Origin of the sequence: Blautia massiliensis (ex Durand et al. 2017), from assembly GCF_001487165.1 — a bacterium.
Taxonomy (GTDB): domain Bacteria; phylum Bacillota; class Clostridia; order Lachnospirales; family Lachnospiraceae; genus Blautia_A; species Blautia_A fusiformis.
On sequence record NZ_LN913006.1, the window covers coordinates 3,425,905 to 3,447,068 of the forward strand.

Consider the following 21,164-nt stretch of genomic DNA (forward strand, 5'->3'; position numbering starts at 1 on the left):
CTCGGCGAAATGCTTAAAAATATTTCGCCTGGGGGTCTTTTTTTGTATAAAAAGTCAGAGTTGCAATTGACTCACTAATGTACACCATTGTATAATAAAAATAGAAAAATTCAGACGGAACGAAATATTTTCTTTTTATCCGAATGAGGCATTAAAACAAAATACAGCAGGAAACAGACTTTGACGGCAAGGAATATCCGAGCAGGAATCGTTGTTCATCCGGCACAGCTTAACCGAATCAGCTGCGAAGCAGTTATTCGGTTATGAACAAGCAGCAAATGCGGATCGCGAATATCCGCTTGACTTTGTTTTGTGAGCGGAATACGGGACTCTTTCACCTTGTGCGTGAAAGAGCTTTTTTTATGAAAAATACCTGCGGGAGCGGACAGAATGAATTAGGGAGGATTTTATGCTGAAGGTAGCAGTATACGGAAAGGGCGGTATCGGAAAGTCTACAGTGACGTCCAACTTGGCGGCGGCTTTTGCAGCCATGGGGAAAAGAGTGATCCAGATCGGTTGTGATCCCAAGGCGGATTCCACCATCAATCTTCTTGGGGGAGAACCTCTGCGGCCGGTAATGAATTATATGCGGGAAGAGGATGAGGAGCCGGAAAAGCTGGAGGATATTTCAAAGGAGGGTTTTGGTGGAGTCCTCTGCATTGAGACCGGCGGCCCCACGCCGGGACTTGGCTGTGCAGGCAGAGGTATCATCGCAACCTTTCAGCTTCTGGAGGATCTGAAGCTTTTTGAGACCTGGAAGCCGGATGTAGTGCTTTACGATGTTCTTGGAGATGTAGTATGCGGCGGTTTTGCGGCACCGATCCGGGAGGGCTATGCGGAAAAAGTACTCATTGTCACATCCGGAGAGAAAATGGCACTCTATGCAGCCAATAATATTTCCAGTGCTGTGCGGAATTTTGAGGATCGAAGCTATGCGAGGATCTTCGGAATCGTGCTGAATCACAGGAATGTGGAGAATGAAACGGAAAAAGTAAATGCTTTTGCAGAAAAAAATAATATCCCGGTCGTGGGTGAGATCCCGAGAAGTGACGAGATCATCCGATGGGAGGATCAGGGCAAAACGGTAATCGAGGGAGACGAGAATTCTGAGATCAGTGAGAAATTTTTTGCACTGGCGAGGAAGCTATTGGAAAGTGAAGAAGCGGAGAAGGAGGATATATGAAAAAGGAAGCATATTTTGCAACTGCAGAAGAACTGGCCCGGGGCGGGCTGGAAGCGATCCCTCCGCAGATGATCTCCGGGAAGCATCTGATCTATAGCTCTCCGGCAACTCTGGCATTTAACTCTCCGGGAGCGGAGGGCTTTGGCGTAAAGCGGGCCGGGCTTGCAGTGCCGGATTCCATTATGCTGATCGTGGCACCGGGATGTTGCGGAAGAAATACTTCTCTTATCAGCTCCATGCCGGAGTACAATGATCGATTTTTTTATCTGATGATGGACGAGACGGATATTGTTACAGGCCGTCACCTGAAAAAGATCCCGAAAGCGGTAAAAGAGATCTGCGACTGCTGTGAGAAGAAGCCGTCTGTGGTGATGATCTGTATCACCTGTGTGGATGCACTTCTGGGAACGGATATGGAACGTGTCTGCCGGAAGGCAGAGGAAAAGGTGGATATTCCGGTGCGTCCCTGTTACATGTACGCACTGACACGTGAGGGCAGAAAGCCGCCTATGGTCCATGTACGCCAGTCCTTATACTCCCTCCTTGAGCCACAGAAGAAAAAGGGAAATGTGGTCAATCTTCTGGGATTTTTTTCGCCGCTGGTTGATGACTGCGAGATGTATGAGCTGCTGCAGCAGGCAGGCGTAAAGACCATCCATGAGATCTCAAGATGTAAGGATTATGAAGAATATCAGACCATGTCACAGGCCAATTTTAATCTGGTGCTTCATCCGGAAGCAAGGTTTGCAGCGGAGGATTTTCATGACCGGCTGAAGATTCCTTTTATTGAGCTTCGGAGGCTCTACCAGACAGATAAGATCGAAAATCAGTATCGTGCCTTGGGACAGGTTCTTGGAGTCTCTTTTGACCAGGAAGTGTATAAAAAAGCAGCAGAAGAGGCAGTGGAGAGATTCCGGGAGGTCTGTCCGGATGCGTCCTTTGCAGTAGGGGAGTGCATGAACGGAGATCCCTTTGAGCTGGCCCTGGCCCTGGTGCGGTATGGTTTCCAGGTGCCGGAGATCTACGGAACTATCACAGCCGAGAATTTTGTATACATACGGCATCTTGCGGAATTGAGTCCGGATACAAAGGTTTTTTCCAATATGGAACCCACCATGCTGTATTACGATCCGTCCGGGAGTGGAGTGAACCTTACTATAGGAAAGGATGCAGGATATTATCACCGGGATCAGCCAAATGCCGTGTGGAATCAGGACCGGCAGCCCTATGGCTATGCGGGGGTACGCAGGCTGTTTGAAACACTGACAGAGAAAGTTTTGCAGAAGGGAGAAAAGGTATGAGAGGACTTCGGAAATATCTGACACCCTTTGCGCCGGATCAGTCTGGAGCCGTGTCAGTGCTGTATGAGCTTGGCGGGATCATCGTGATCTGTGATGCAGGAGGATGTGCGGGAAATGTCTGCGGCTTTGATGAACCGAGATGGTTTGAACAGAAAAGTGCGGTATTCAGCGCAGGACTTCGGGATATGGATGCCATCCTGGGACGGGATGACCGCCTGGTTGCCAAGCTTGTGGATGCAGCAGAAAAGGTGGAGGCAGGCTTTGCAGCCATTATCGGAACACCGGTACCTGCTGTGATCGGAACGGATCATCAGGCACTGCGGCGGATGTGCGAGAAGAAAACAGATCTTCCGGTGCTTGCAGTAAATACCAACGGAATGGAGCTTTATGATGCGGGAGAGCGGAAGGCTTATCTGGAGCTTTTTAAAGCCTTTGCCCGGGAAAAGCTGCCTGTGGAGGCTGGTAAGACAGGAGTTCTCGGAATGACACCTCAGGATGTCAGTGACCTGAAAGCAGCAGACAAGATCCGTGAAAAATTCCGTGCCAGAGGACAGAGAGCAGTCTGCTACGGAATGGGAGACGGGCTTGATGAGGTAAAAAAAGCCTCCTCTGCGGAAAAAAATATCGTGGTTTCTCCTGCGGCACTGGAATGTGCCAGATATCTGGAGAAAACCTTAGGAACACCTTATGAGGTGGGATATCCTCTGGCGGAAGAGCTGGTTCCTGATATGGATTATACAGGAAAAAAGATTCTCATCGTGCAGCAGCAGGTGATGGCCGGTTCCATAAGAGAGGAGCTACGGAAACGTGGTGCGGACGGAGAAATCACCGTGGCAAGCTGGTTTTCCATGGAAAAAGATCTCCTGGAGGAGGGCGATGTGTCATTAAGGGATGAGGAAGATTACATGGAACTGGCAGAGAAGGGCGGATATGACGTGATCTTTGCAGATCCATGTATGAAGCGGATGACAAAGGCTTTTTCAGGAGTGTTTGTGGATACAGTGCATTTTGCGGTATCCGGAAAATGCAGGTAGTCCATAAGGGCAGGATATAAAGTTACATGCATGCTGCAGCCGGATCAGTGGAAACAGCTGCAGGGAATGGAGAAACATATGGAGCGGGAAATTACGAAAATGATCCGTGTTTACGGGATCGTACAGGGAGTGGGATTTCGCCCTACGGTGAGTCGTCATGCTATGGCAAGAGGAATCCGTGGCAGTGTGTCCAATAAAGGACCCTATGTGGAGATTTTTGCTCAGGGTAAGCAGCAGGATGTGGATGCCTTTATCGCAGATATCGGGAATAAGCCACCGAAGCGTGCAGCTATCCTGAAGCTTCTTGAAGAACCGGTGGAGGAGCCGGAGAAATTTACACAGTTTGATATCATCGAAAGTGAGAAGACAAAGGGGGAAATCTTTGTCTCCCCGGATATCGCGATCTGCGATGAATGTAAGGCGGAGATGTTTGATCCGGAAAACAGGCGGTATCTGCATCCCTTTATCAACTGTACCTGCTGCGGTCCCAGACTGACGATCCTGGATTCACTTCCTTATGACCGTGAACGGACCAGTATGAAGGAATTTCCTATGTGTCCCTCCTGTGCGGATGAGTACCATAACCCGGATACCAGACGCTATGATGCCCAGCCGGTGTGCTGTAATGACTGCGGCCCTGAGGTATACCTGGCGGGAAGAGAGGAACGGGGACGGGAGGCTATCACTTATACAAGGAAGATCATTGCTTCCGGTGGGATCGTGGCCATCAAAGGGATCGGTGGTTTTCACCTTTGCTGTGATGCTACCAGTGAGGAGGCTGTACAGCGGCTGCGGCAGCGGAAACGGCGTCCGGTGAAGCCTTTTGCAGTGATGGCACAGGATATGGAAGCTGTGAAGAAGATCTGTAAGGTCAGCGAGGAACAGGAGAAGATCCTTACCGGTCATCTAAAGCCGATCCTGCTGTTGGATAAGCTGCCGGGAGAAACGGGGCTTTGTGAGAGCATTGCACCCGGGAATCCCAAGGTGGGTGTCATGCTTCCCTATGCACCGGTTCAGCTGCTTCTTTTTCATTACGATGATGGGATCCGGATGCCCGGGCTTCTGGTAATGACCAGCGGAAATACTTCCGGGGCGCCGATCTGCAGAGATGATGAGGAGGCGGCAGAGGAGCTTTCCCATCTCTGTGACTGCATTCTTTCCCACAACAGGAAGATACGTATCCGGGCCGACGATTCGGTGATGGATTTCTATAAGGGTGAACCCTATATGATCCGCCGTTCCCGCGGGTATGCGCCGCTGCCGTTTATGGTCTCCACACCCTGGAAGGGCCAGGTGATCGCAGCAGGTGGAGAACTTAAGAACACCTTCTGCATTGGTGTGGATAACCGTTTTTATCCTTCCCCTTATGTGGGAGATCTGGAGGATCTTCGAACGGTAAAAGCCCTGAAGGAAACGATCGGGCGGTTGGAAACACTTCTGGAGGTGCAGCCGGAGGTAGTGGTCTGTGATCTTCACCCTAAATATAATTCCACAGTGGTGGCAGAGGAGCTAGGGCTTCCGGTTCTGAGGGTGCAGCATCATTATGCACACATTTTATCCTGCATGGCAGAAAATGACTGCGAAGAAAAGGTGATAGGGGTTTCCTTTGACGGAACAGGCTATGGAACCGATGGAACCATCTGGGGCGGAGAGCTCCTGGTTGCAGACTGTCAAGGATTTACAAGGCTTGGAAGTATAGAACCCTTTGTCCAGGTTGGCGGAGATATTTCCGCAAAAGAAGGCTGGCGGATCGCCGTTTCCCTGATCTGGAAGAATATGGGAAATCTGGAAAAAACCCTGGATACTATCCGTAAATTGGGACTTTGTACAGATCAGGAAGCAAAGGTACTGGTGACTATGGCACAGCGGAAGATCAATGCCGTGACTTCCACCAGTGCAGGAAGACTTTTTGACGGAGTCAGTGCGATCCTGGGGATCCGGAGAGCGTCTACCTTTGAGGGAGAAGCGTCCACAGCATTGGAATTTGCGGCGGAGGCCTGGAGAAAGCAGCGGGAGATGCAGAAGAAAAATCCGGAAGAAAATCTGAAGATACGGATGTCAGAAAAGGAAGACATTCCGGAAAGCACAGGCATCTCAGAAGCGTCTGAAGATGAACGAAAATTTATTTTAAATACAGGTGAGATCGTTGCATATCTGGTCCGGGCAAGGCTTGCAGGAGAGGATCCCGGGAAGCTGGCTTATGGATTTCACCGGGCACTGGCAGATGAGATCCTTGCAGCCTGTGAGGAAGCAGAGCGGCAGACCGGAATCCGGAAAGTGGCATTAAGTGGCGGTGTCTTTCAGAACCGGCTGCTTCTGGAGCTGGTAGATGACGGCCTTACGGAAATGGGGTTTAAAGTTTTGAAGCACAGCCTGATCCCGCCGAATGACGGAGGGATCGCACTGGGACAGGCGGTGTATGGGATGGCTTATGTGCAGCGGCACAGATAAATATAGATGAGATCATGCAGATACGGATCAAAAATGTTTTATGATAACGCATGGAGCATACAGCAGAAATGCAGGATGGGAGGCACAGATATGTGTGTAGGATTATCAGCAAAAGTAGTAAAGATCAGTGACGGAACAGCAGTGGTGGATGCAGGCGGCGCAAAGAGAGAGGTTTCCGCCCAGCTCCTGGGAGACCTGGAGCCGGGGGATTATGTGATGGTGCATGCAGGTGTTGCCATTGCAAAGATCACCGATGATGACGAGGAAGAGACAGACCAGCTGATGGAGGAACTGCTGTGATGGAAGAGAGGAAAAAAACAGCAAGAGAAATCATAGAAGGATATCAGGGGCCGCCGGTGCGGATCATGGAGGTCTGCGGAACACATACCCACGAGATCTTCCGTTTGGGGATCCGCAAGCTTCTGCCGCCGCAGGTGGAGCTGATCTCAGGACCGGGATGTCCGGTCTGTGTAACACCGGTAGGGTTTATTGACGAGGCCGTTTATCTTGCTCTGGAAAAACAGGTGACGATCTGCACATTCGGTGATCTTGTCCGCGTACCGGGAACAAAGAAAAGCCTTGCAGATGCCAGGGCAGAAGGCGCCAGGATACGGATCGTCTATTCACCGGCAGATGCAGAAAAATATGCGAAAGAGCATCCAAAAGAGCAGGTGGTATTTCTTTCCGTTGGCTTTGAGACCACCACGCCTGCCGGCTGTCTTTCCGTGAAAAAGGCCGGAGAGGACGGACTTTCCAATTATTCGCTCCTTGTGGCAAACAAGACCATGCCCCAGGCTTATCAGGCATTAAAGGGCAGTGCGGATGTGTTCCTTTATCCGGGACATGTCAATGCGATCACAGGAACTGCGCTCTGTGAGCAGCTGGCAGAGGAAGGTATCAGTGGTGTGGTGGCAGGCTTTACAGCGAAGGAGCTGCTTACGGCACTGGCTGTTGCACTGGTACGTTTTCAGGAAGGAAAACCGTTCTTTGTGAACTGCTATCCCCGTGTGGTAAAAAGTGAGGGAAGCCCGGAGGCACAGAAGCTGATCGAAGAACTGATGGAGCCCTGTGATTCTGAATGGCGGGGTCTGGGTGTGATCCCGGGGTCCGGCCTGGTGCTCCGGAAGGAGTGGGAAGCCTTTGATGCCAGAAAAAAATATGCAGTGCCGCCGATCCAGGGCAGACCAAATCCGGCCTGTCGCTGTGGGGATGTGCTTCAGGGGAAATGCAAACCATCAGATTGTAAGGTATTCGGAAAGGTCTGTACCCCGCAGCATCCGGTAGGTGCCTGTATGGTATCCAATGAAGGAGCATGTTCCGCATATTTTATGTACGGAAACTGATGTCCGCTTTAATGGACTGCGAAATATGATACATTACATATAGTACAAACGAAGGATCGTATCCGGAAGATCTGACAGGATGAAACCGATATGAAATTCCTTTGACCCAGCATAGAAAGAAGATAATATTATGGAAAATAAAACAGTGACCATGGCACACGGTGCCGGAGGCCGTCAGACCTCAGAACTGATCGATGAAGTATTCAAAGCGCATTTTGCAAACCCGGATCTCACAGCCGATGATGCGGCCGTGCTGGTTCCGCCTGCAGGAAAAATGGCAGTATCCACCGATGGATTTATTGTTTCTCCGGCATTTTTTCCGGGGGGAAATATCGGCAAGCTTTCCATCTGCGGAACCGTTAATGACCTTGCCTGTATGGGAGCAAAACCGATGTATCTTACCTGCGCTTTTGTCATTGAGGAGGGTTTTCCCATGGAGAAGCTGGAGGAGATCGCCGCAGCCATGGAAAAAACAGCAAAAGAAGCCGGAGTGCGTATTGTTTCCGGAGATACTAAGGTGGCAGGAAAAGGTCAGGTTGACGGTGTGTTTATCACAACAACCGGAATGGGTGAGATCCAGGAGGGCGTTCAGGTAGGCGGTGAGCTGGCAAAACCGGGAGATGCCATTATTGTAACCGGTGATGTGGGAAGACATGGATGCACCATTCTTCTGGCAAGAGAGGATTTCGGCATTGACGCAGATGTGACAAGTGACTGCGCACCGCTGTGGGGAGCTGTAAAAGATGTACTGGATGCCACCCATAACATTCATGTGATCCGTGATGCTACAAGAGGTGGTGTCGGAACGGTTCTTTACGAGATCGCAGGACAGAGTAACGTAGGGATCCGCCTGGATGCAGCAGCTGTTCCGGTAGCTCCGGAGGTAAAGGGTGTCTGCGGCATGCTTGGCCTGGAGCCGCTTTATCTGGCATGTGAGGGACGAATGGTGATCATGGCGCCAAAGGAAGAGGCAGGAAGGATCGTGGAAGCACTGCGTAAATGTCCTTATTCCAGGGACGCAGCCATTATCGGTGAAGTTACGGAAGACCAGCCAGGAAAGGTTGTCATGACTACGGAGATCGGAACGCAGGCACTTCTTCCGCAGCCGGGAGGAGAGCTTCTGCCGAGGATCTGCTGATAATATCGGAAAGGAGAGTCAGATCTTATGGAGACAAGAGTGGCATTGATCTCGATCATTGTGGAAAACAATGACGTGATCGATGATATCAACCGTTTTCTTCATGAAGCGGGAAAATATATTATCGGGAGAATGGGGATCCCTTACCGGGAAAAAGGCATCAATATTATCAGTATTGCCATTGACGCACCACAGGATGTGATCAGCTCCTTATCCGGAAAGATCGGCCACCTCAGTGGAGTTTCCGCCAAAACGGCATATTCCAATGTGATCACAAAAGCGGAGGACAGAAAATGATAAAAGTTGCGGTATACGGAAAGGGCGGCATCGGAAAATCTACTACGGTTTCCAATGTGGCAGTAGCCCTTGCGGAAAAAGGAATGAAAGTGATGCAGATCGGCTGTGATCCCAAGGCAGATTCCACGATCCTTCTCAGGCATGGAAAAAAGGTTCCCACTGTGCTGGAGCTGTATAACGAAAAACGCCAGGAGCTGAAGCTTACGGATATGGTGCAGATCGGATATGGGGGTGTAGTCTGTGTGGAAGCCGGCGGTCCTGCACCGGGGCTCGGATGTGCGGGAAGAGGTATCATTACTGCTCTCGAGAAGCTTAAGGAAAACGGAGCCTATGAGACCTATAAACCGGACATTGTTTTTTATGACGTACTGGGAGATGTTGTCTGCGGTGGATTTTCCATGCCCATGCGAAAGGGGTATGCAGATAAGGTATTTATCATCACCTCCGGAGAAAACATGGCCATCCATGCAGGGGCAAATATTGCCATGGCAGTGGATAATTTCAGAAACAGAGGATATGCATCTCTTGGCGGCGTGATCCTGAACCGGCGGAACGTGCCGGGAGAGGAAGAAAAAGTCCGGGAGCTGGCAGAGGATTTTCATACGCGGGTAGTGGGAACGCTTTCCAGAAGTGAACTGGTCCTGGAAGCAGAGAATCGAGGAAAAACTCTTCTGGAAGCTTATCCGGATTGTGAGATGGCAGAGGAGTACCGGACACTGGCCGAGCAGATCCTGAGTGCATGCAGGGAGGAAGGCTCATGTTAAAAAGAGTTGGTAACAGAGAGCTTTCGGGAAAAACAGAAATATTTATAAAGGAAGCCTCTTTTCCGGTTCCCTTTCAGTCGGGGCTGGAATTTAATTCACCAGTCCATGGAAACTGGAATATCGTACATACGGGAATGCTGGTTCCGGAAGCAAGGCAGATCTACGTCTGTGCGGATAACTGCATGCGTGGCGTTGTGCTGACTGCCGCAGAGATGAATGCGGCAGACCGTTTTTCCTTTGTGATCGTGGAGGAAAAGGATCTTCTGGGCGGAAATCTGGAGGATGTGACCATTGAAGGAGTGACGGACATTCTGAACCGGCTGGATGAGAAGCCAAAGGCAGTATTGCTTTTTACCGTGTGTCTTCATCATTTTCTGGGAAGTGATCTGGACCGCATCTACGGCGAACTGGAAGAAAGATTTCCGGAGATCTTTTTTATGCGATGCTTTATGGATCCTGTCATGCAGAAAACAGGCCCGACTCCGGATCAGAAGCTGCGCCGTGCCATGTATGATGCAGTACCGGAGAGGAAAGCTGATCCGGAATGTGTCACAGTCCTGGGCAGTGATTTTGTGTTGGATGAGAGTGCAGATATCTGCCGGATCCTGAAAAAGAACGGAATCCGTCTCCGGGAAGCACCGGCCTGTAAGACCTGGGAGGATTATCAGCGCCTGGGAGAGGGAAGCCTGATTCTTAACTGTTATCCGGCAGGAAAATTCGGAGTACAGCAGCAGGCGGAGAGACTTGGAAGGCCGTTTTTATACCTGCCCGGAAGCTTTGACTATGAGGAGATAGAGACGCAGGAAAAGTATTTGCTGGAGCTGCTGGAGCAGCAAAGTGGCGGTAAAAATGGTCTGGATATCGAAATGGAGATCCGAAAATGCGAGGAAGCTCTTTTCCATGCACACCAGATCATCGGTGACACTCCCGTAGCTGTGGATTATCTTTTTCATCCAAGACCTCTGGGACTTGCAAAGCTTCTCCTTACGCATGGATTTCAGGTACAGTCCGTTTTTCTGGACAGTATCAGCCCGGAAGAAAAAGAAGTATTTTTCTGGCTGAAGGAGAATTACCCGGAACTCATGTTGATTTCGACTGTTCGCCCGGAGATGAGAGTGCGGCCACGGCAGCATTCCGGAAAAATCCTTGCCGTCGGACAAAAAGCAGCCTGGTTTACCGGAAGTCGGAATTTTGTCAATATGGTACAGGGCGGCGGGCTTTGGGGCTTTGACGGGATCAGACGTACTGCACAGCTGATGCTGGAGGCATTTAATGAGGAAAAAGCTCCGGAGGATCTGATCGTTCGAAAGGGATGGGGGTGCGAAAGCTGCATATGAGACAGGCATATCGGATCATACCGATCTACACGGCAGATGTGTCCGGCGTCTGCTCCGCATTGTATGAGCTTGGAGGAATGACAGTGATGCATGATCCCTCCGGCTGTAATTCTACCTATAATACCCATGATGAGATCCGGTGGTACGACCAGGACAGTCTGATCTTTATCTCAGGTCTTACGGATATCGATGCCATTATGGGAAATGATGAGAAATTTCTTCAAGATATCGAAGAGGCGGCAAAGGAGCTGAAACCGAAATTTATTGCACTTGCAAGTTCACCGATCCCCTTTATGAACGGAACAGATTTTCAGGGACTGGCCCGTGCACTTACAGCAAGGACCGAAATTCCGGTATTTTCGGTTCCGACCAGCGGCATGCACGACTATGTATACGGAGCAGGGCTGGCACTGGCGGAAATCGCCGGACATTTCACAGGAGCAGCAGAGAAAACAGGAAGGTGTTCAGAAGTACCGACGGGATCTGCGGAAAGATCTACAGAGAAGAGAAGCAGGAAATTAAATCTTCTTGGAGCAACACCCCTTGATCTTGGCCCGCAGTCTGCAGTAGATGCCATGAAAAAACGTCTGAAAAACTATGGCTGGGAGATACTTTCCACCTGGGCTATGGGGGATACGCTGGAAGCTTTGTCCCGTGCCGGTGAAGCAGCGGTAAACCTTGTGGTATCCTCTGTGGGAATCCCGGCGGCCAATGTGCTGAAAGAAAAATTCGGTACGCCATTTCTCGTGGGGACTCCTGTGGAAGGCTATGAGGGACAGATTTCAGATGCACTTGAGCGGATCGCGGATAGATCCTGTGGAGAGTGGGTAAATAAAAAGGATGACTCCGCGGAGGAAAGCGGAGGGCAGATCTTAGGAAAACAGGAGGAACTGTGGAAAGTAACTCCGGAGCAGGTAATCTATTTTCAGGGAAGGAACAGTCTGTCAGCAGTATCTGACCCTTCAGGAGAAAGCAGGGAAATGCCCGACAAAGATGAGGTATTTTTTTCCGTACCGGACATTACCATCATCGGAGAACCGGTTACCATGGGCTCCCTGGCAGCAGTCATAGAGCAGAAATACGGAAAAAAGGTTCAGCTGCTCTGTCCGCTGGAGATCACAGAGGGACTTTTGCGCAAGGGAGATGAAGCCATCTGTGGCGAGGAAGCCATGGAAGAAAAGCTGAAAACAGCCAGGATCATTGTGGCAGACCCACTCTATCGTCCGATCTGTCCGAAAACAGCCATTTTTTATGAGATGCCGCATATTGCGTTTTCTGGAAGGATATATCTCAGAAAATATTTTCCGGAATAAAGAGCGTTTCGTGATCATGTATATAAATATTATGCGGATGAGAAAACAGGGCAGCAGTGTGTATAATTGCAGGAAAATCACATAAACTAAATTATAAGAAACCGTAAAGGCGTTGCAGAAATATGCAGCGCCTTTTTCCGGCAGTAATACCGGAAATGGAGTATATATGGAGGGATTTTTATGTGGGGATTTTTGTCAGCACTGATCTCAGGTGCACTGATGAGTGTTCAAGGGGTATTTAACACAAATGTAACAAAACAGACCAGTCTGTGGGTTTCAACCGGCTGGGTACAGTTTTCTGCATTTCTGGTCTGTGTGGCAGCATGGTTTTTCACAGGCAGAGAAAGTATCGGCATGCTGTGGCAGGTAGAGGCTAAATATAATTTACTCGGAGGAGTGATTGGTGCATTTATCACTATCACAGTGATCCGGAGTATGGGAAGTCTGGGGCCTGCGCGGGCGGTTATGCTTATTGTCATTTCTCAGCTTGCGGTGGCTTATCTTATAGAATTGCTGGGGATTTTCGGTGTGGAAAGAGCAGATTTTCAGTGGAGAAAGCTGTTGGGAATGCTGATCTGTATTGCAGGTGTGGTTATTTTCAAATGGAAATAGAAATAAAAGTATTGTAATATTTGTAATATTTCGTTAAAATAAGGTATGGTTTTGCATGAGTAACGGGGCACCTGCCGCCACATCGGCGGAAAGGAGTGAACCGCCTACCTATGAAAATAAGATCACATATCAGAAGTGTTCGGCTTGTTTTTTCCATATTTTTGTTACAGATCCTGGCAGGGCTGACAGGCTGTAAGGATGACGGAACAGAATTTCTGGAGAAAGAACTGGTGCAGGAAGAAAGTACGGAAGCATCCGGAATGGATGCAGAGCAGGAAGAACCGAAGGATACGGAAAGTGAAGTATCCGGGAAGGCATCCGCAGGGGCTGCGGCAGATATATCACAGAAGAAACAGAATGAGTCTGCGGAGGAACCGGCTCCGGAGGTTGAAAAACAGCTGCCGGAGATCTCAGACACCCCTCAGACCATTTATGTAGATATATGTGGAGCAGTGACCAGCCCGGGAGTCTATGAGCTTCCATATGGCAGCCGTGTTTTTCAGGCTATCGAGCAGGCCGGAGGATATCTTCCGGAAGCTGCGGCAAGCTATCTCAACCGTGCTAAGGGACTTTCCGATGGACAGCAGGTTTATGTGCCTACCCAGGCGGAGGTGGACAGCCAGCGGATCGCAGCTACCCAGGATGGATCGGAAGTCACAGCAGAAAACAGTACCGAAACGGCGAGCGGACAGAAATCCGCCGGAGAGGATTCCGGTGAAGCCGAGACTGCATCTTCCACAGAGCAGAAGATCGATCTGAACACCGCTGATGTATCCCAGCTTACTACTCTCACAGGTGTAGGGGAGTCCAAGGCCCTGGCGATCATCGCTTACAGGGAAGAGAACGGTCCCTTTACTTCAGCAGAGGATATCATGAATGTACCAGGCATCAAAGAAGGAACCTATGAGAAGATAAAGGATAAAATAGCAATAAAGTAAGGAGCGCTAAATGAGCAGGAAAGTATTGGTAGTAGATGATGAGAAACTGATTGTCAAGGGACTTCGCTTCAGTCTGGAGCAGGACGGAATGGAAGTGGACTGTGCCTATGACGGAGAGGAAGCACTGGAAAAAGCAAAAGCAGGAGAGTACGATATCATCCTTCTTGACCTGATGCTTCCAAAAATGGACGGTCTTGAGGTATGCCAGCAGATCCGTGAATTTTCCAATGTTCCGATCATCATGCTTACAGCAAAAGGAGAAGATATGGATAAGATCCTGGGTCTGGAATACGGAGCTGATGATTATGTCACCAAGCCTTTCAATATCCTGGAAGTCAAAGCCCGCATCAAGGCGATCATCCGCCGTGCAGGCAGCAAACAGGACAAGCAGGAGAAGGCCAAGACTGTGGAAGTCGGAGAACTGAAGCTGGACTGCGAAGGACGCCGCGTATTTATCTCCGGAAAAGAGATCAACCTCACAGCCAAGGAATTTGATGTGCTGGAGCTGCTGGTATTCAATCCGAACAAGGTATACAGCAGAGAAAATCTTCTGAATATCGTATGGGGCTATGAATATCCGGGAGATGTCCGTACCGTAGATGTACATATCCGCCGCCTGAGAGAAAAGATTGAGGCCAATCCCAGTGAGCCGAAATATGTACACACCAAATGGGGTGTGGGCTACTATTTCCAGGCATAACCTGTGAAGTTCAAAAAGAACGGCAAATTTTTCAAAAGTCTCCGCTTTCGTATTCTGATCATCCTGATCATACTGGGAATCGTACCGAGTGTCATCGTAACGGAAATGGTCATTGCCAACTATGAAGATCGTGCCATTGCCAACCGTGTGCAGAGCATGGAGAACATCTGTGACATCATGTGCGACCTGTTGATCAAGGAGAATTATCTGAATGACACCAGCTCTCAGACGGTGAACAGCAAGCTGGAATTACTGTCCAACAGCTATGGTGGCAGGATTCTCATTGTAGACAGGGATTTCAGGATCATCAAGGATACCTATGGCGTGGATGAGGGCAGGACTCTGGTTTCCCAGAAAGTATTGAACTGTTTTAAAGGAGAAGATGCCTACCAATATGATTCTGACAGCCAGAAGCTGATCCTGGCAGTTCCGGTAAAAAGTCCGGATGTAAAACAGGTGCAGGGTGCCATGATGATCATGGCATCTTCCAGTGAGGTGACAGCAACCATCCATGAACTGGAGCAGAAAGGGATTCTGATCATCGGTATCATTGTAGTGCTGGCCATTTTTCTGGGGTATATTCTTTCCACGATCCTGGTGAAGCCATTTGCCAGGGTAACGAAAGCAATCGAGGACCTTACAGACGGATATCAGAATGAGGAGATCTCGGTACCGGATTATACAGAGACAGCTTTGATCACAGATGCATTTAACAAGATGCTTTCCAGAATGAAGACGTTGGATGAATCCAGACAGGAGTTTGTATCCAATGTGTCTCATGAGCTGAAGACACCTATGACTTCAATGAAGGTTCTGGCGGATTCGCTGGTAGGACAGCAGGGGGTTCCGGAGGAACTGTATCAGGAATTTCTTTCTGATATCACAGAAGAGATTGACAGAGAGAACAAGATCATCACCGATCTGCTCTCCCTGGTAAAAATGGACAAAAAAGCAGCAGATATGAATATCCGTAATATGAATATCAATGAGCTGCTGGAGAATATCCTGAAGCGTCTCCGTCCTATTGCAGATCAGAGAAGGATTGACCTGATCCTGGATTCGTTCCGACCGGTAACCGCAGATGTGGATGAGGTGAAATTTACCCTTGCCATCAGTAACCTGGTCGAAAATGGTATCAAATACAATGTAGATGAGGGATGGGTCCGCGTAACACTGGATGCGGATCATAAGGATTTCTATGTGACGGTTGCAGATTCCGGCCTGGGAATACCGGAAGATTCCATTGAACGGATCTTTGAGCGTTTTTATCGTGTGGATAAATCCCATTCCAGAGAGATCGGCGGAACCGGTCTTGGACTTGCTATTACAAGAAGTTCTATAGCCATGCATCATGGGATCATCAAGGTATCCAGCAAAGAGGGCGAGGGAACCACATTTACCGTGAAGATCCCGCTGTCCTATATCCCGTCCTAGGAGGTACAGCATGAAAAAAACAATTTTGATCATCTGTGTGGCCGCTGCCTGTATTCTTTTTGGTCTGGTTGCTTTCATAGGTTTGTCGGGAAGAAATAAAAACGAAGAACAGCAGTATAGATTTTATTATATCAACAGCGATGAAACGAGACTGAAAGAAGAAAAATATACTCCGGAGAAGGAAACAACAGAAGTGATGCTGCGCAATTTTTCCGAGAGTCTGAATAACCGTGAGACCCGGGAAGACGGAATCTCACTTTTTCCGGATGGGGTAAAGATTTCTTCTTATTCCATACAGGATGGAGTCCTGAACGTAGAATTCAATGAGGCCTATGATAAAATGTCACGTACCAGGGAACTTCTGGTGCGGGCAGGTATAGTGAAGATCTTTTTACAGGTTCCAGGAGTAGATTCTGTGGAGATCTATGTGGGTAAAAAGCCGCTGACAGATACCAGGGGGGAAGAAGTGGGAGCCATGAACAACGACACCTTTGTGGAGTTTTCCGGGTCCGATGGGGATGTGTACAGCTATGACACCTTTACTTTGTATTTCACAAATAAAAACGGAGATAAACTGGTAGCGGAACAGAGAAGTGTCCGCTACAGACGAAATCTTCCGAAGGCTACGGTGGTTCTGGAGCAGCTTGCAAGAGGTCCGCTGGAAAAAGGACATTATCCTACAATACCGGAGAATTCAGAGGTACTTTCCCTGACGAGAGCAAACGGAATCTGCTATGTGGATTATAATTCCGTATTTCAGGATTATGCGCTGGATGTTTCGGAACAGATTGCCGTGTATTCGGTGGTAAATACGCTGATCGCGGCAACGGATGTGGACAAAGTTGAGATTTCCATCGAAGGAAACAAGGAAGTGACCTTTGGCCAGAATATGCAGCTTTATAAGTTCTATGAATGGAACGACAGCCTGCTGGCACACACAAAGGCTAAAAAAGAATAGAAAAAATAAAACATTTCAAAATATCAGAAAACGGGAGAACATTTATGGCGAAAAGGCCGATGTGTCTTTTGTGTTTTCTTATGGTGCTGAGTCTTGGCGCACTGGAGCTTATGGGGATTCCTCTGATCAGGGGGAATCCCCTTCCGTTAAATGTGCAGGAGCAGATTGAAGCGCACCCTGGTTCCATGATCTGCGGGGAGGTGGAACAGTATGAAAACACAGAATTTTCCCAGTCTGTTTATCTGAAAAAAACATATCTTATCCATCAGTCAAAAAAATTTCCAATTGAAAATGTAAGAATATTTCTCAAAAAAGAAGAAGATCTGAAACCGGGAATGCGGATCCGGGTCAAGGGAACGCTGAAAAGAGTGGAAGGTCCTGCGAATCCGGGGGGCTTTGACAGCCAACACTTTTACGCCTGTCGTCATATTTATTATTTTATGAAGAACGCTGTGCTCCAAAAGAAAACAGCAGTGTATTCCGGCTACAGGCAGCTCCTTTTGGAGATAAAAGAAAGCTGCAGACAGATCTTGAAGGAAGCAGCAGGAAAAGATGCACCTGTTTTTTGTGCCATGACGCTTGGAGACAAACAGGAACTGGATCCGGAAACACAGATGCGCTATCAGCTGGCCGGAATCATACATATCCTTGCCATCAGCGGACTTCATATCAGTATTCTGGGAATGGGGCTTTACAACCTTCTAAAGAAGATGGGACTGGGAATCTGGCCTGCCGGGATTTTTTCTCTGGGAGTGATGCTGCAGTATGGGATCATGACCGGAGGGAGTGTTTCCACCATGCGGGCAGTAACTATGTTTTTGATCGCCATGGGAGCCAGGATCACCGGACGGATCTATGATATGATGAGTGCTCTTTCCGTAACTGCCATGATGATCCTTGTGGAATCTCCGGCCTATCTCCTGGACAGTGGATTTCTTCTGTCCTTTGGCTGTGTTCTGGGAATGGGGCTCGCTGCGGAAAAGATCTGTGCCCTTGCAGGAGCGGAAAAAAAATGGACAAAGGCACTGGTAAGTCCTATAGCTCTTCAGCTTGTGACTCTGCCGGTGATGTTGAAGTTTTTCGGAGAAGTCTCTATTGCCGGATTTATCCTGAATCTGTTGGTGCTTCCAAGTGTGGGGGTAGTGCTGACTGGAGGAATGGCGGCGCTGCTGCTGGGAATTCTCAGTATTCCTGCGGCAAAACTGGTGCTCCTGCCGGCAAGGGTACTGCTACTTTTTTATGAACATCTCTGCAGTCTGGCAGGAAGGTCAGGATGGAGTACCTGGATCGGAGGAGAGCCGGAAATATGGCAGATCCTGGTATATTATGGCTTTTTGATCACAGTTCTGTTTATGGGACAGTATATAAAAGAACAGCTCCGGAAGAAAAAAGCAGTCAGTGAGGAAACGGAGCTAGCAGAGGAGCGGGCGGAAGCAGGTTGCCGGAAGCTATATGCTATCCGGATAACAGCCGGTATTTTTCTGGCAGTCGGAATCCTGATACTGGGATATCATCCAGCAGGAAGTCTGAAGGTGATCTGCCTGGATGTAGGACAAGGTGACGGTATTCTTGTGGAGACCCCGGAGGATCACCATTTTCTGATCGACGGAGGAAGCAGCAGCCAGTCGGATCTTGGAAGATACTGCCTTTTGCCGGCATTGAAAAGTCAGGGGATTTCCTGGCTGGATGGGATTTTTATTTCCCATACAGATCAGGATCATATCAACGGTGTGAAGGAGCTTCTGGAATATATGGGAAAAGGTCTTACAACCATCCGGGCCGGATATCTGATCCTGCCTGCCTGGGCAGAAAGACCAGATGCATGGAGGGAGCTTGCAGAGGCAGCAAAAACAGCCGGAGTTAAGGTCGTGACAGCAGGAAAAGGGGATGAATTGCCTTGCGGCAAAGTATCTTTTTCTGTTCTGTGGCCGGAGAAAAATGCCACAGGAAAAGATGTGAATGAGGAAGCTATGGTGATGGAGTTGTCTTTTGGAGATTTTCAGATGTTTTTTACCGGAGATATCGGTGCAGATACGGAGAAAAAGCTTCTGGCAGCCGGGGGGCTTGAGGATGTTGACTGTCTGAAGGTGGGACATCACGGTTCCCGTTATTCTACCACAGAAGAATTTCTTGAGAAAATAAAGCCGGAAGTGGCGATCATTTCCTGTTCTTCCACCAACACCTACGGACATCCGTCACCGGAAACCGTAGAGCGGCTTAAAGCGGCCGGAAGTCAGGTGGAATACACCATGAAAAACGGTGCTATTACCGTGGAAACAGATGGAAAGAAGCTTAAGATCGGAAGGTTCCGAAAAAACAGGTGACTTTTGAACACACTTGTTGTAGAATAGACAGGGTTTGTGCAAAAACAAAGCACTGAAAATGTGCAATACAAGATAAGGAGTTTTTATTTATGAAATATGATGTACTGATCGTAGGAGCAGGTCCCGGTGGAATCTTTGCGGCCTATGAACTGATGAATAATGATCCGGAGAAAAAGATCGCGGTTTTTGAAGCCGGTCATCCTCTGGAAAAAAGAAAATGTCCCATCGACGGAAAGAAAGTAAAATCCTGTATCCACTGCAAAACCTGTGCGATCATGAAGGGATTTGGCGGTGCAGGCGCTTTCTCCGACGGAAAATATAATATCACCAATCAGTTTGGCGGAACTCTGTACCAGCATATCGGCAAGGATACAGCCACAGAGCTGATGGAATATGTAGATAAACTGAACCTGATGCATGGTGGTGAAGGAACCAGGCTTTATTCTACCACAAACAGCGAGATCCGTAAGCTCTGCCTTCAGAACGGCCTGCATCTTTTGGATGCATCAGTCCGTCATCTGGGAACAGATATCAACTATGTGGTGCTTCAGAACCTCTATGAAAAAATGAAAGACCATGTGGACTTCTATTTTGACGCATCTGTTGACAAAGTAGAAAAAACTGAAGACGGTTATGCAGTTTTTGTAGGAGATGAGCGTTACGAGGGAACTTACTGTATCATCTCCGCAGGACGAAGCGGAAGTAAATGGATGGAGACGGTATGTACAGAGCTTAAGATCCCGACTCTTTCCAACCGTGTGGACATCGGAGTCCGTGTGGAGCTTCCGGCAGAGGTTTTCAGCCGTCTGACAGATGAGCTTTATGAGAGCAAGATCGTTTACAGAACTGAGAAGTTTGAGGATATGGTCCGTACCTTCTGCATGAACCCGCGAGGTGTTGTCGTGAATGAAAATACCAACGGTATCATCACAGTAAACGGTCACAGCTACGAAGATCCGGCAAAGCATACCAACAATACAAACTTTGCCCTTCTGGTATCCAAGCATTTCTCAGAGCCGTTCCATGACAGCAACGGATACGGTGAGAGCATTGCAAGACTTTCCAATATGCTTGGCGGTGGTGTTATGGTACAGCGGTTTGGAGATCTGATCCGCGGAAGACGAAGCACAAAAGCCCGTATTGAGGAAAGTTTCGTAACACCTACACTTTCTGCGACACCGGGAGATTTAAGTCTTGTTATGCCGAAACGTATCCTGGATGGCATCATCGAGATGATCTATGCTCTGGATAAGATCGCACCGGGAACCGCAGATGATGATACTTTGCTTTATGGCGTTGAGGTTAAATTCTACAACATGGAGGTCGAGATCGACGAAAATCTGGAAACCTGCCACAAGGGTCTCTTTGTTATCGGAGACTGTAGCGGCGTGACCCATTCTCTGTCCCATGCATCTGCCAGCGGAATCTACGTAGCCAGATACCTGGAGCAGGAGTATTTTAACAGATAAACTGCAGAGCAGTTTATCTGTTATGAGCAAGTAGCGAAGCGGATTGCGAATATCCAGTGTAAGACAGTCCTTTTCTGATATCAGGGTGATGACAGAAAGGGGCTGTTTTTTATGCAGGATATGCATGAATATTGGAGAAAGTATTCTGATAATAACTGACAGATACAGGGAGAAAACCGGTTACTGTTCACTGGTAATATTTCGTGAGGTGTTTTTTGTGAGCGAAGATCACAGAAAACCGTGAATCGTCTGACATCAATCTTGACAAATTTGTGAGTTTGTGGTAAAAGTTAGATAACCAGGTAAAAGAAAATATGTGCAAATGTTATAATGATAAGGTTGCATCCAGTCGGATGTGCAAAAGAGAATCCGGTGAGAATCCGGAACGATACCGTCACTGTGAAAGGGGAGCTGCTTTTATAACCACTGGGAGACCGGGAAGGGAAAGCAGCGTGGAACCAAGTCAGGAGAACTGCCTTATTGTGAGATCCAGGGATTCGCGGTTTACGAATCGGTATTCTCCATAACAATACAGAACTTCTTTTTATGTATTTGTATTGCGCAGAGA

At 48.5% G+C, this 21,164-nt stretch carries 18 protein-coding genes and 1 riboswitch; all 18 genes read left to right on the forward strand.

Annotation, left to right across the window (positions count from 1 at the left end):
* The first annotated feature begins 409 nt into the window (after window positions 1-409).
* The 18 genes from BN3261_RS16615 to BN3261_RS16700 all read left to right on the forward strand — a co-directional run bounded on the left by BN3261_RS16615 (window position 410) and on the right by BN3261_RS16700 (window position 20,596).
* Window positions 410-1,183: a nucleotide-binding protein gene (locus BN3261_RS16615; RefSeq protein WP_059086795.1), complete on the forward strand. Its 774-nt coding sequence runs from the start codon at window positions 410-412 to the stop codon at window positions 1,181-1,183.
* Complete coding sequence (locus BN3261_RS16620; protein ID WP_059086796.1) at window positions 1,180-2,484, forward strand: nitrogenase component 1; 1,305 nt, start codon at window positions 1,180-1,182, stop codon at window positions 2,482-2,484. Before BN3261_RS16615 ends, BN3261_RS16620 begins: the two co-directional genes overlap by 4 nt.
* Window positions 2,481-3,518: a nitrogenase component 1 gene (locus BN3261_RS16625; protein ID WP_059086797.1), complete on the forward strand. Its 1,038-nt coding sequence runs from the start codon at window positions 2,481-2,483 to the stop codon at window positions 3,516-3,518. The genes BN3261_RS16620 and BN3261_RS16625 overlap by 4 nt, the downstream gene beginning before the upstream one ends.
* Before the next feature lie 78 nt (window positions 3,519-3,596).
* Complete coding sequence (gene hypF / locus BN3261_RS16630) at window positions 3,597-5,969, forward strand: carbamoyltransferase HypF (RefSeq protein WP_059086992.1); 2,373 nt, start codon at window positions 3,597-3,599, stop codon at window positions 5,967-5,969.
* Between the two features lie 90 nt (window positions 5,970-6,059).
* Window positions 6,060-6,269, forward strand: a complete 210-nt coding sequence (locus tag BN3261_RS16635; protein WP_022426401.1) for a HypC/HybG/HupF family hydrogenase formation chaperone — start codon at window positions 6,060-6,062, stop codon at window positions 6,267-6,269.
* Complete coding sequence (gene hypD, locus BN3261_RS16640) at window positions 6,269-7,312, forward strand: hydrogenase formation protein HypD (protein ID WP_059086798.1); 1,044 nt, start codon at window positions 6,269-6,271, stop codon at window positions 7,310-7,312. Before BN3261_RS16635 ends, hypD begins: the two co-directional genes overlap by 1 nt.
* Window positions 7,313-7,442: 130 nt before the next feature.
* The gene (gene hypE / locus BN3261_RS16645; RefSeq protein ID WP_021651575.1) at window positions 7,443-8,450 is read left to right on the forward strand and encodes a hydrogenase expression/formation protein HypE; all 1,008 of its coding nucleotides are present in this window, start codon (window positions 7,443-7,445) and stop codon (window positions 8,448-8,450) included.
* Window positions 8,451-8,477: 27 nt separating this feature from the next.
* Complete coding sequence (locus tag BN3261_RS16650) at window positions 8,478-8,747, forward strand: TM1266 family iron-only hydrogenase system putative regulator (protein ID WP_021651574.1); 270 nt, start codon at window positions 8,478-8,480, stop codon at window positions 8,745-8,747.
* The gene (locus BN3261_RS16655; protein WP_059086799.1) at window positions 8,744-9,511 is read left to right on the forward strand and encodes a nitrogenase iron protein NifH; all 768 of its coding nucleotides are present in this window, start codon (window positions 8,744-8,746) and stop codon (window positions 9,509-9,511) included. Before BN3261_RS16650 ends, BN3261_RS16655 begins: the two co-directional genes overlap by 4 nt.
* Window positions 9,505-10,848 carry a nitrogenase component 1 gene (locus tag BN3261_RS16660; RefSeq protein ID WP_059086800.1) on the forward strand — a complete coding sequence of 448 codons (1,344 nt, stop codon included), beginning with the start codon at window positions 9,505-9,507 and terminating at the stop codon, window positions 10,846-10,848. Before BN3261_RS16655 ends, BN3261_RS16660 begins: the two co-directional genes overlap by 7 nt.
* Window positions 10,845-12,161, forward strand: a complete 1,317-nt coding sequence (locus BN3261_RS16665; RefSeq protein WP_021651571.1) for a nitrogenase component 1 — start codon at window positions 10,845-10,847, stop codon at window positions 12,159-12,161. The genes BN3261_RS16660 and BN3261_RS16665 overlap by 4 nt, the downstream gene beginning before the upstream one ends.
* A 180-nt stretch (window positions 12,162-12,341) precedes the next feature.
* A complete protein-coding gene (locus BN3261_RS16670; RefSeq protein WP_059086801.1) occupies window positions 12,342-12,773 on the forward strand; it encodes a DMT family transporter in 432 nt (143 codons plus the stop codon).
* Between the two features lie 110 nt (window positions 12,774-12,883).
* Window positions 12,884-13,711 carry a ComEA family DNA-binding protein gene (locus tag BN3261_RS16675; protein ID WP_059086802.1) on the forward strand — a complete coding sequence of 276 codons (828 nt, stop codon included), beginning with the start codon at window positions 12,884-12,886 and terminating at the stop codon, window positions 13,709-13,711.
* 10 nt (window positions 13,712-13,721) lie between these two features.
* Window positions 13,722-14,411 carry a response regulator transcription factor gene (locus BN3261_RS16680; protein ID WP_015525979.1) on the forward strand — a complete coding sequence of 230 codons (690 nt, stop codon included), beginning with the start codon at window positions 13,722-13,724 and terminating at the stop codon, window positions 14,409-14,411.
* Window positions 14,412-14,414: 3 nt separating this feature from the next.
* Entirely contained in the window at window positions 14,415-15,845 is a 1,431-nt protein-coding gene (locus BN3261_RS16685) for a sensor histidine kinase (RefSeq protein ID WP_021651567.1), read from the forward strand.
* A gap of 10 nt (window positions 15,846-15,855) precedes the next feature.
* Window positions 15,856-16,803, forward strand: coding sequence for a GerMN domain-containing protein (locus tag BN3261_RS16690; protein ID WP_021651566.1), 948 nt, complete (start codon window positions 15,856-15,858; stop codon window positions 16,801-16,803).
* 44 nt (window positions 16,804-16,847) lie between these two features.
* Complete coding sequence (locus BN3261_RS16695) at window positions 16,848-19,127, forward strand: DNA internalization-related competence protein ComEC/Rec2 (protein ID WP_059086803.1); 2,280 nt, start codon at window positions 16,848-16,850, stop codon at window positions 19,125-19,127.
* A gap of 89 nt (window positions 19,128-19,216) precedes the next feature.
* The gene (locus tag BN3261_RS16700; RefSeq protein WP_022426410.1) at window positions 19,217-20,596 is read left to right on the forward strand and encodes an NAD(P)/FAD-dependent oxidoreductase; all 1,380 of its coding nucleotides are present in this window, start codon (window positions 19,217-19,219) and stop codon (window positions 20,594-20,596) included.
* Between the two features lie 319 nt (window positions 20,597-20,915).
* A riboswitch (cobalamin riboswitch) is annotated at window positions 20,916-21,091 on the forward strand.
* Window positions 21,092-21,164 lie beyond the last annotated feature (73 nt).

Excerpts from the sequence above, each read along its gene's own strand:
- BN3261_RS16615 (WP_059086795.1), top strand. The coding sequence starts at position 410 with ATGCTGAAGGTAGCAGTATACGGAAAGGGCGGTATCGGAAAGTCTACA.
- BN3261_RS16620 (WP_059086796.1), top strand. The coding sequence starts at position 1,180 with ATGAAAAAGGAAGCATATTTTGCAACTGCAGAAGAACTGGCCCGGGGC.
- BN3261_RS16625 (WP_059086797.1), top strand. The coding sequence starts at position 2,481 with ATGAGAGGACTTCGGAAATATCTGACACCCTTTGCGCCGGATCAGTCT.
- hypF (WP_059086992.1), top strand. The coding sequence starts at position 3,597 with ATGGAGCGGGAAATTACGAAAATGATCCGTGTTTACGGGATCGTACAG.
- BN3261_RS16635 (WP_022426401.1), top strand. The coding sequence starts at position 6,060 with ATGTGTGTAGGATTATCAGCAAAAGTAGTAAAGATCAGTGACGGAACA.
- hypD (WP_059086798.1), top strand. The coding sequence starts at position 6,269 with ATGGAAGAGAGGAAAAAAACAGCAAGAGAAATCATAGAAGGATATCAG.
- hypE (WP_021651575.1), top strand. The coding sequence starts at position 7,443 with ATGGAAAATAAAACAGTGACCATGGCACACGGTGCCGGAGGCCGTCAG.
- BN3261_RS16650 (WP_021651574.1), top strand. The coding sequence starts at position 8,478 with ATGGAGACAAGAGTGGCATTGATCTCGATCATTGTGGAAAACAATGAC.
- BN3261_RS16655 (WP_059086799.1), top strand. The coding sequence starts at position 8,744 with ATGATAAAAGTTGCGGTATACGGAAAGGGCGGCATCGGAAAATCTACT.
- BN3261_RS16660 (WP_059086800.1), top strand. The coding sequence starts at position 9,505 with ATGTTAAAAAGAGTTGGTAACAGAGAGCTTTCGGGAAAAACAGAAATA.
- BN3261_RS16665 (WP_021651571.1), top strand. The coding sequence starts at position 10,845 with ATGAGACAGGCATATCGGATCATACCGATCTACACGGCAGATGTGTCC.
- BN3261_RS16670 (WP_059086801.1), top strand. The coding sequence starts at position 12,342 with ATGTGGGGATTTTTGTCAGCACTGATCTCAGGTGCACTGATGAGTGTT.
- BN3261_RS16675 (WP_059086802.1), top strand. The coding sequence starts at position 12,884 with ATGAAAATAAGATCACATATCAGAAGTGTTCGGCTTGTTTTTTCCATA.
- BN3261_RS16680 (WP_015525979.1), top strand. The coding sequence starts at position 13,722 with ATGAGCAGGAAAGTATTGGTAGTAGATGATGAGAAACTGATTGTCAAG.
- BN3261_RS16690 (WP_021651566.1), top strand. The coding sequence starts at position 15,856 with ATGAAAAAAACAATTTTGATCATCTGTGTGGCCGCTGCCTGTATTCTT.
- BN3261_RS16695 (WP_059086803.1), top strand. The coding sequence starts at position 16,848 with ATGGCGAAAAGGCCGATGTGTCTTTTGTGTTTTCTTATGGTGCTGAGT.
- BN3261_RS16700 (WP_022426410.1), top strand. The coding sequence starts at position 19,217 with ATGAAATATGATGTACTGATCGTAGGAGCAGGTCCCGGTGGAATCTTT.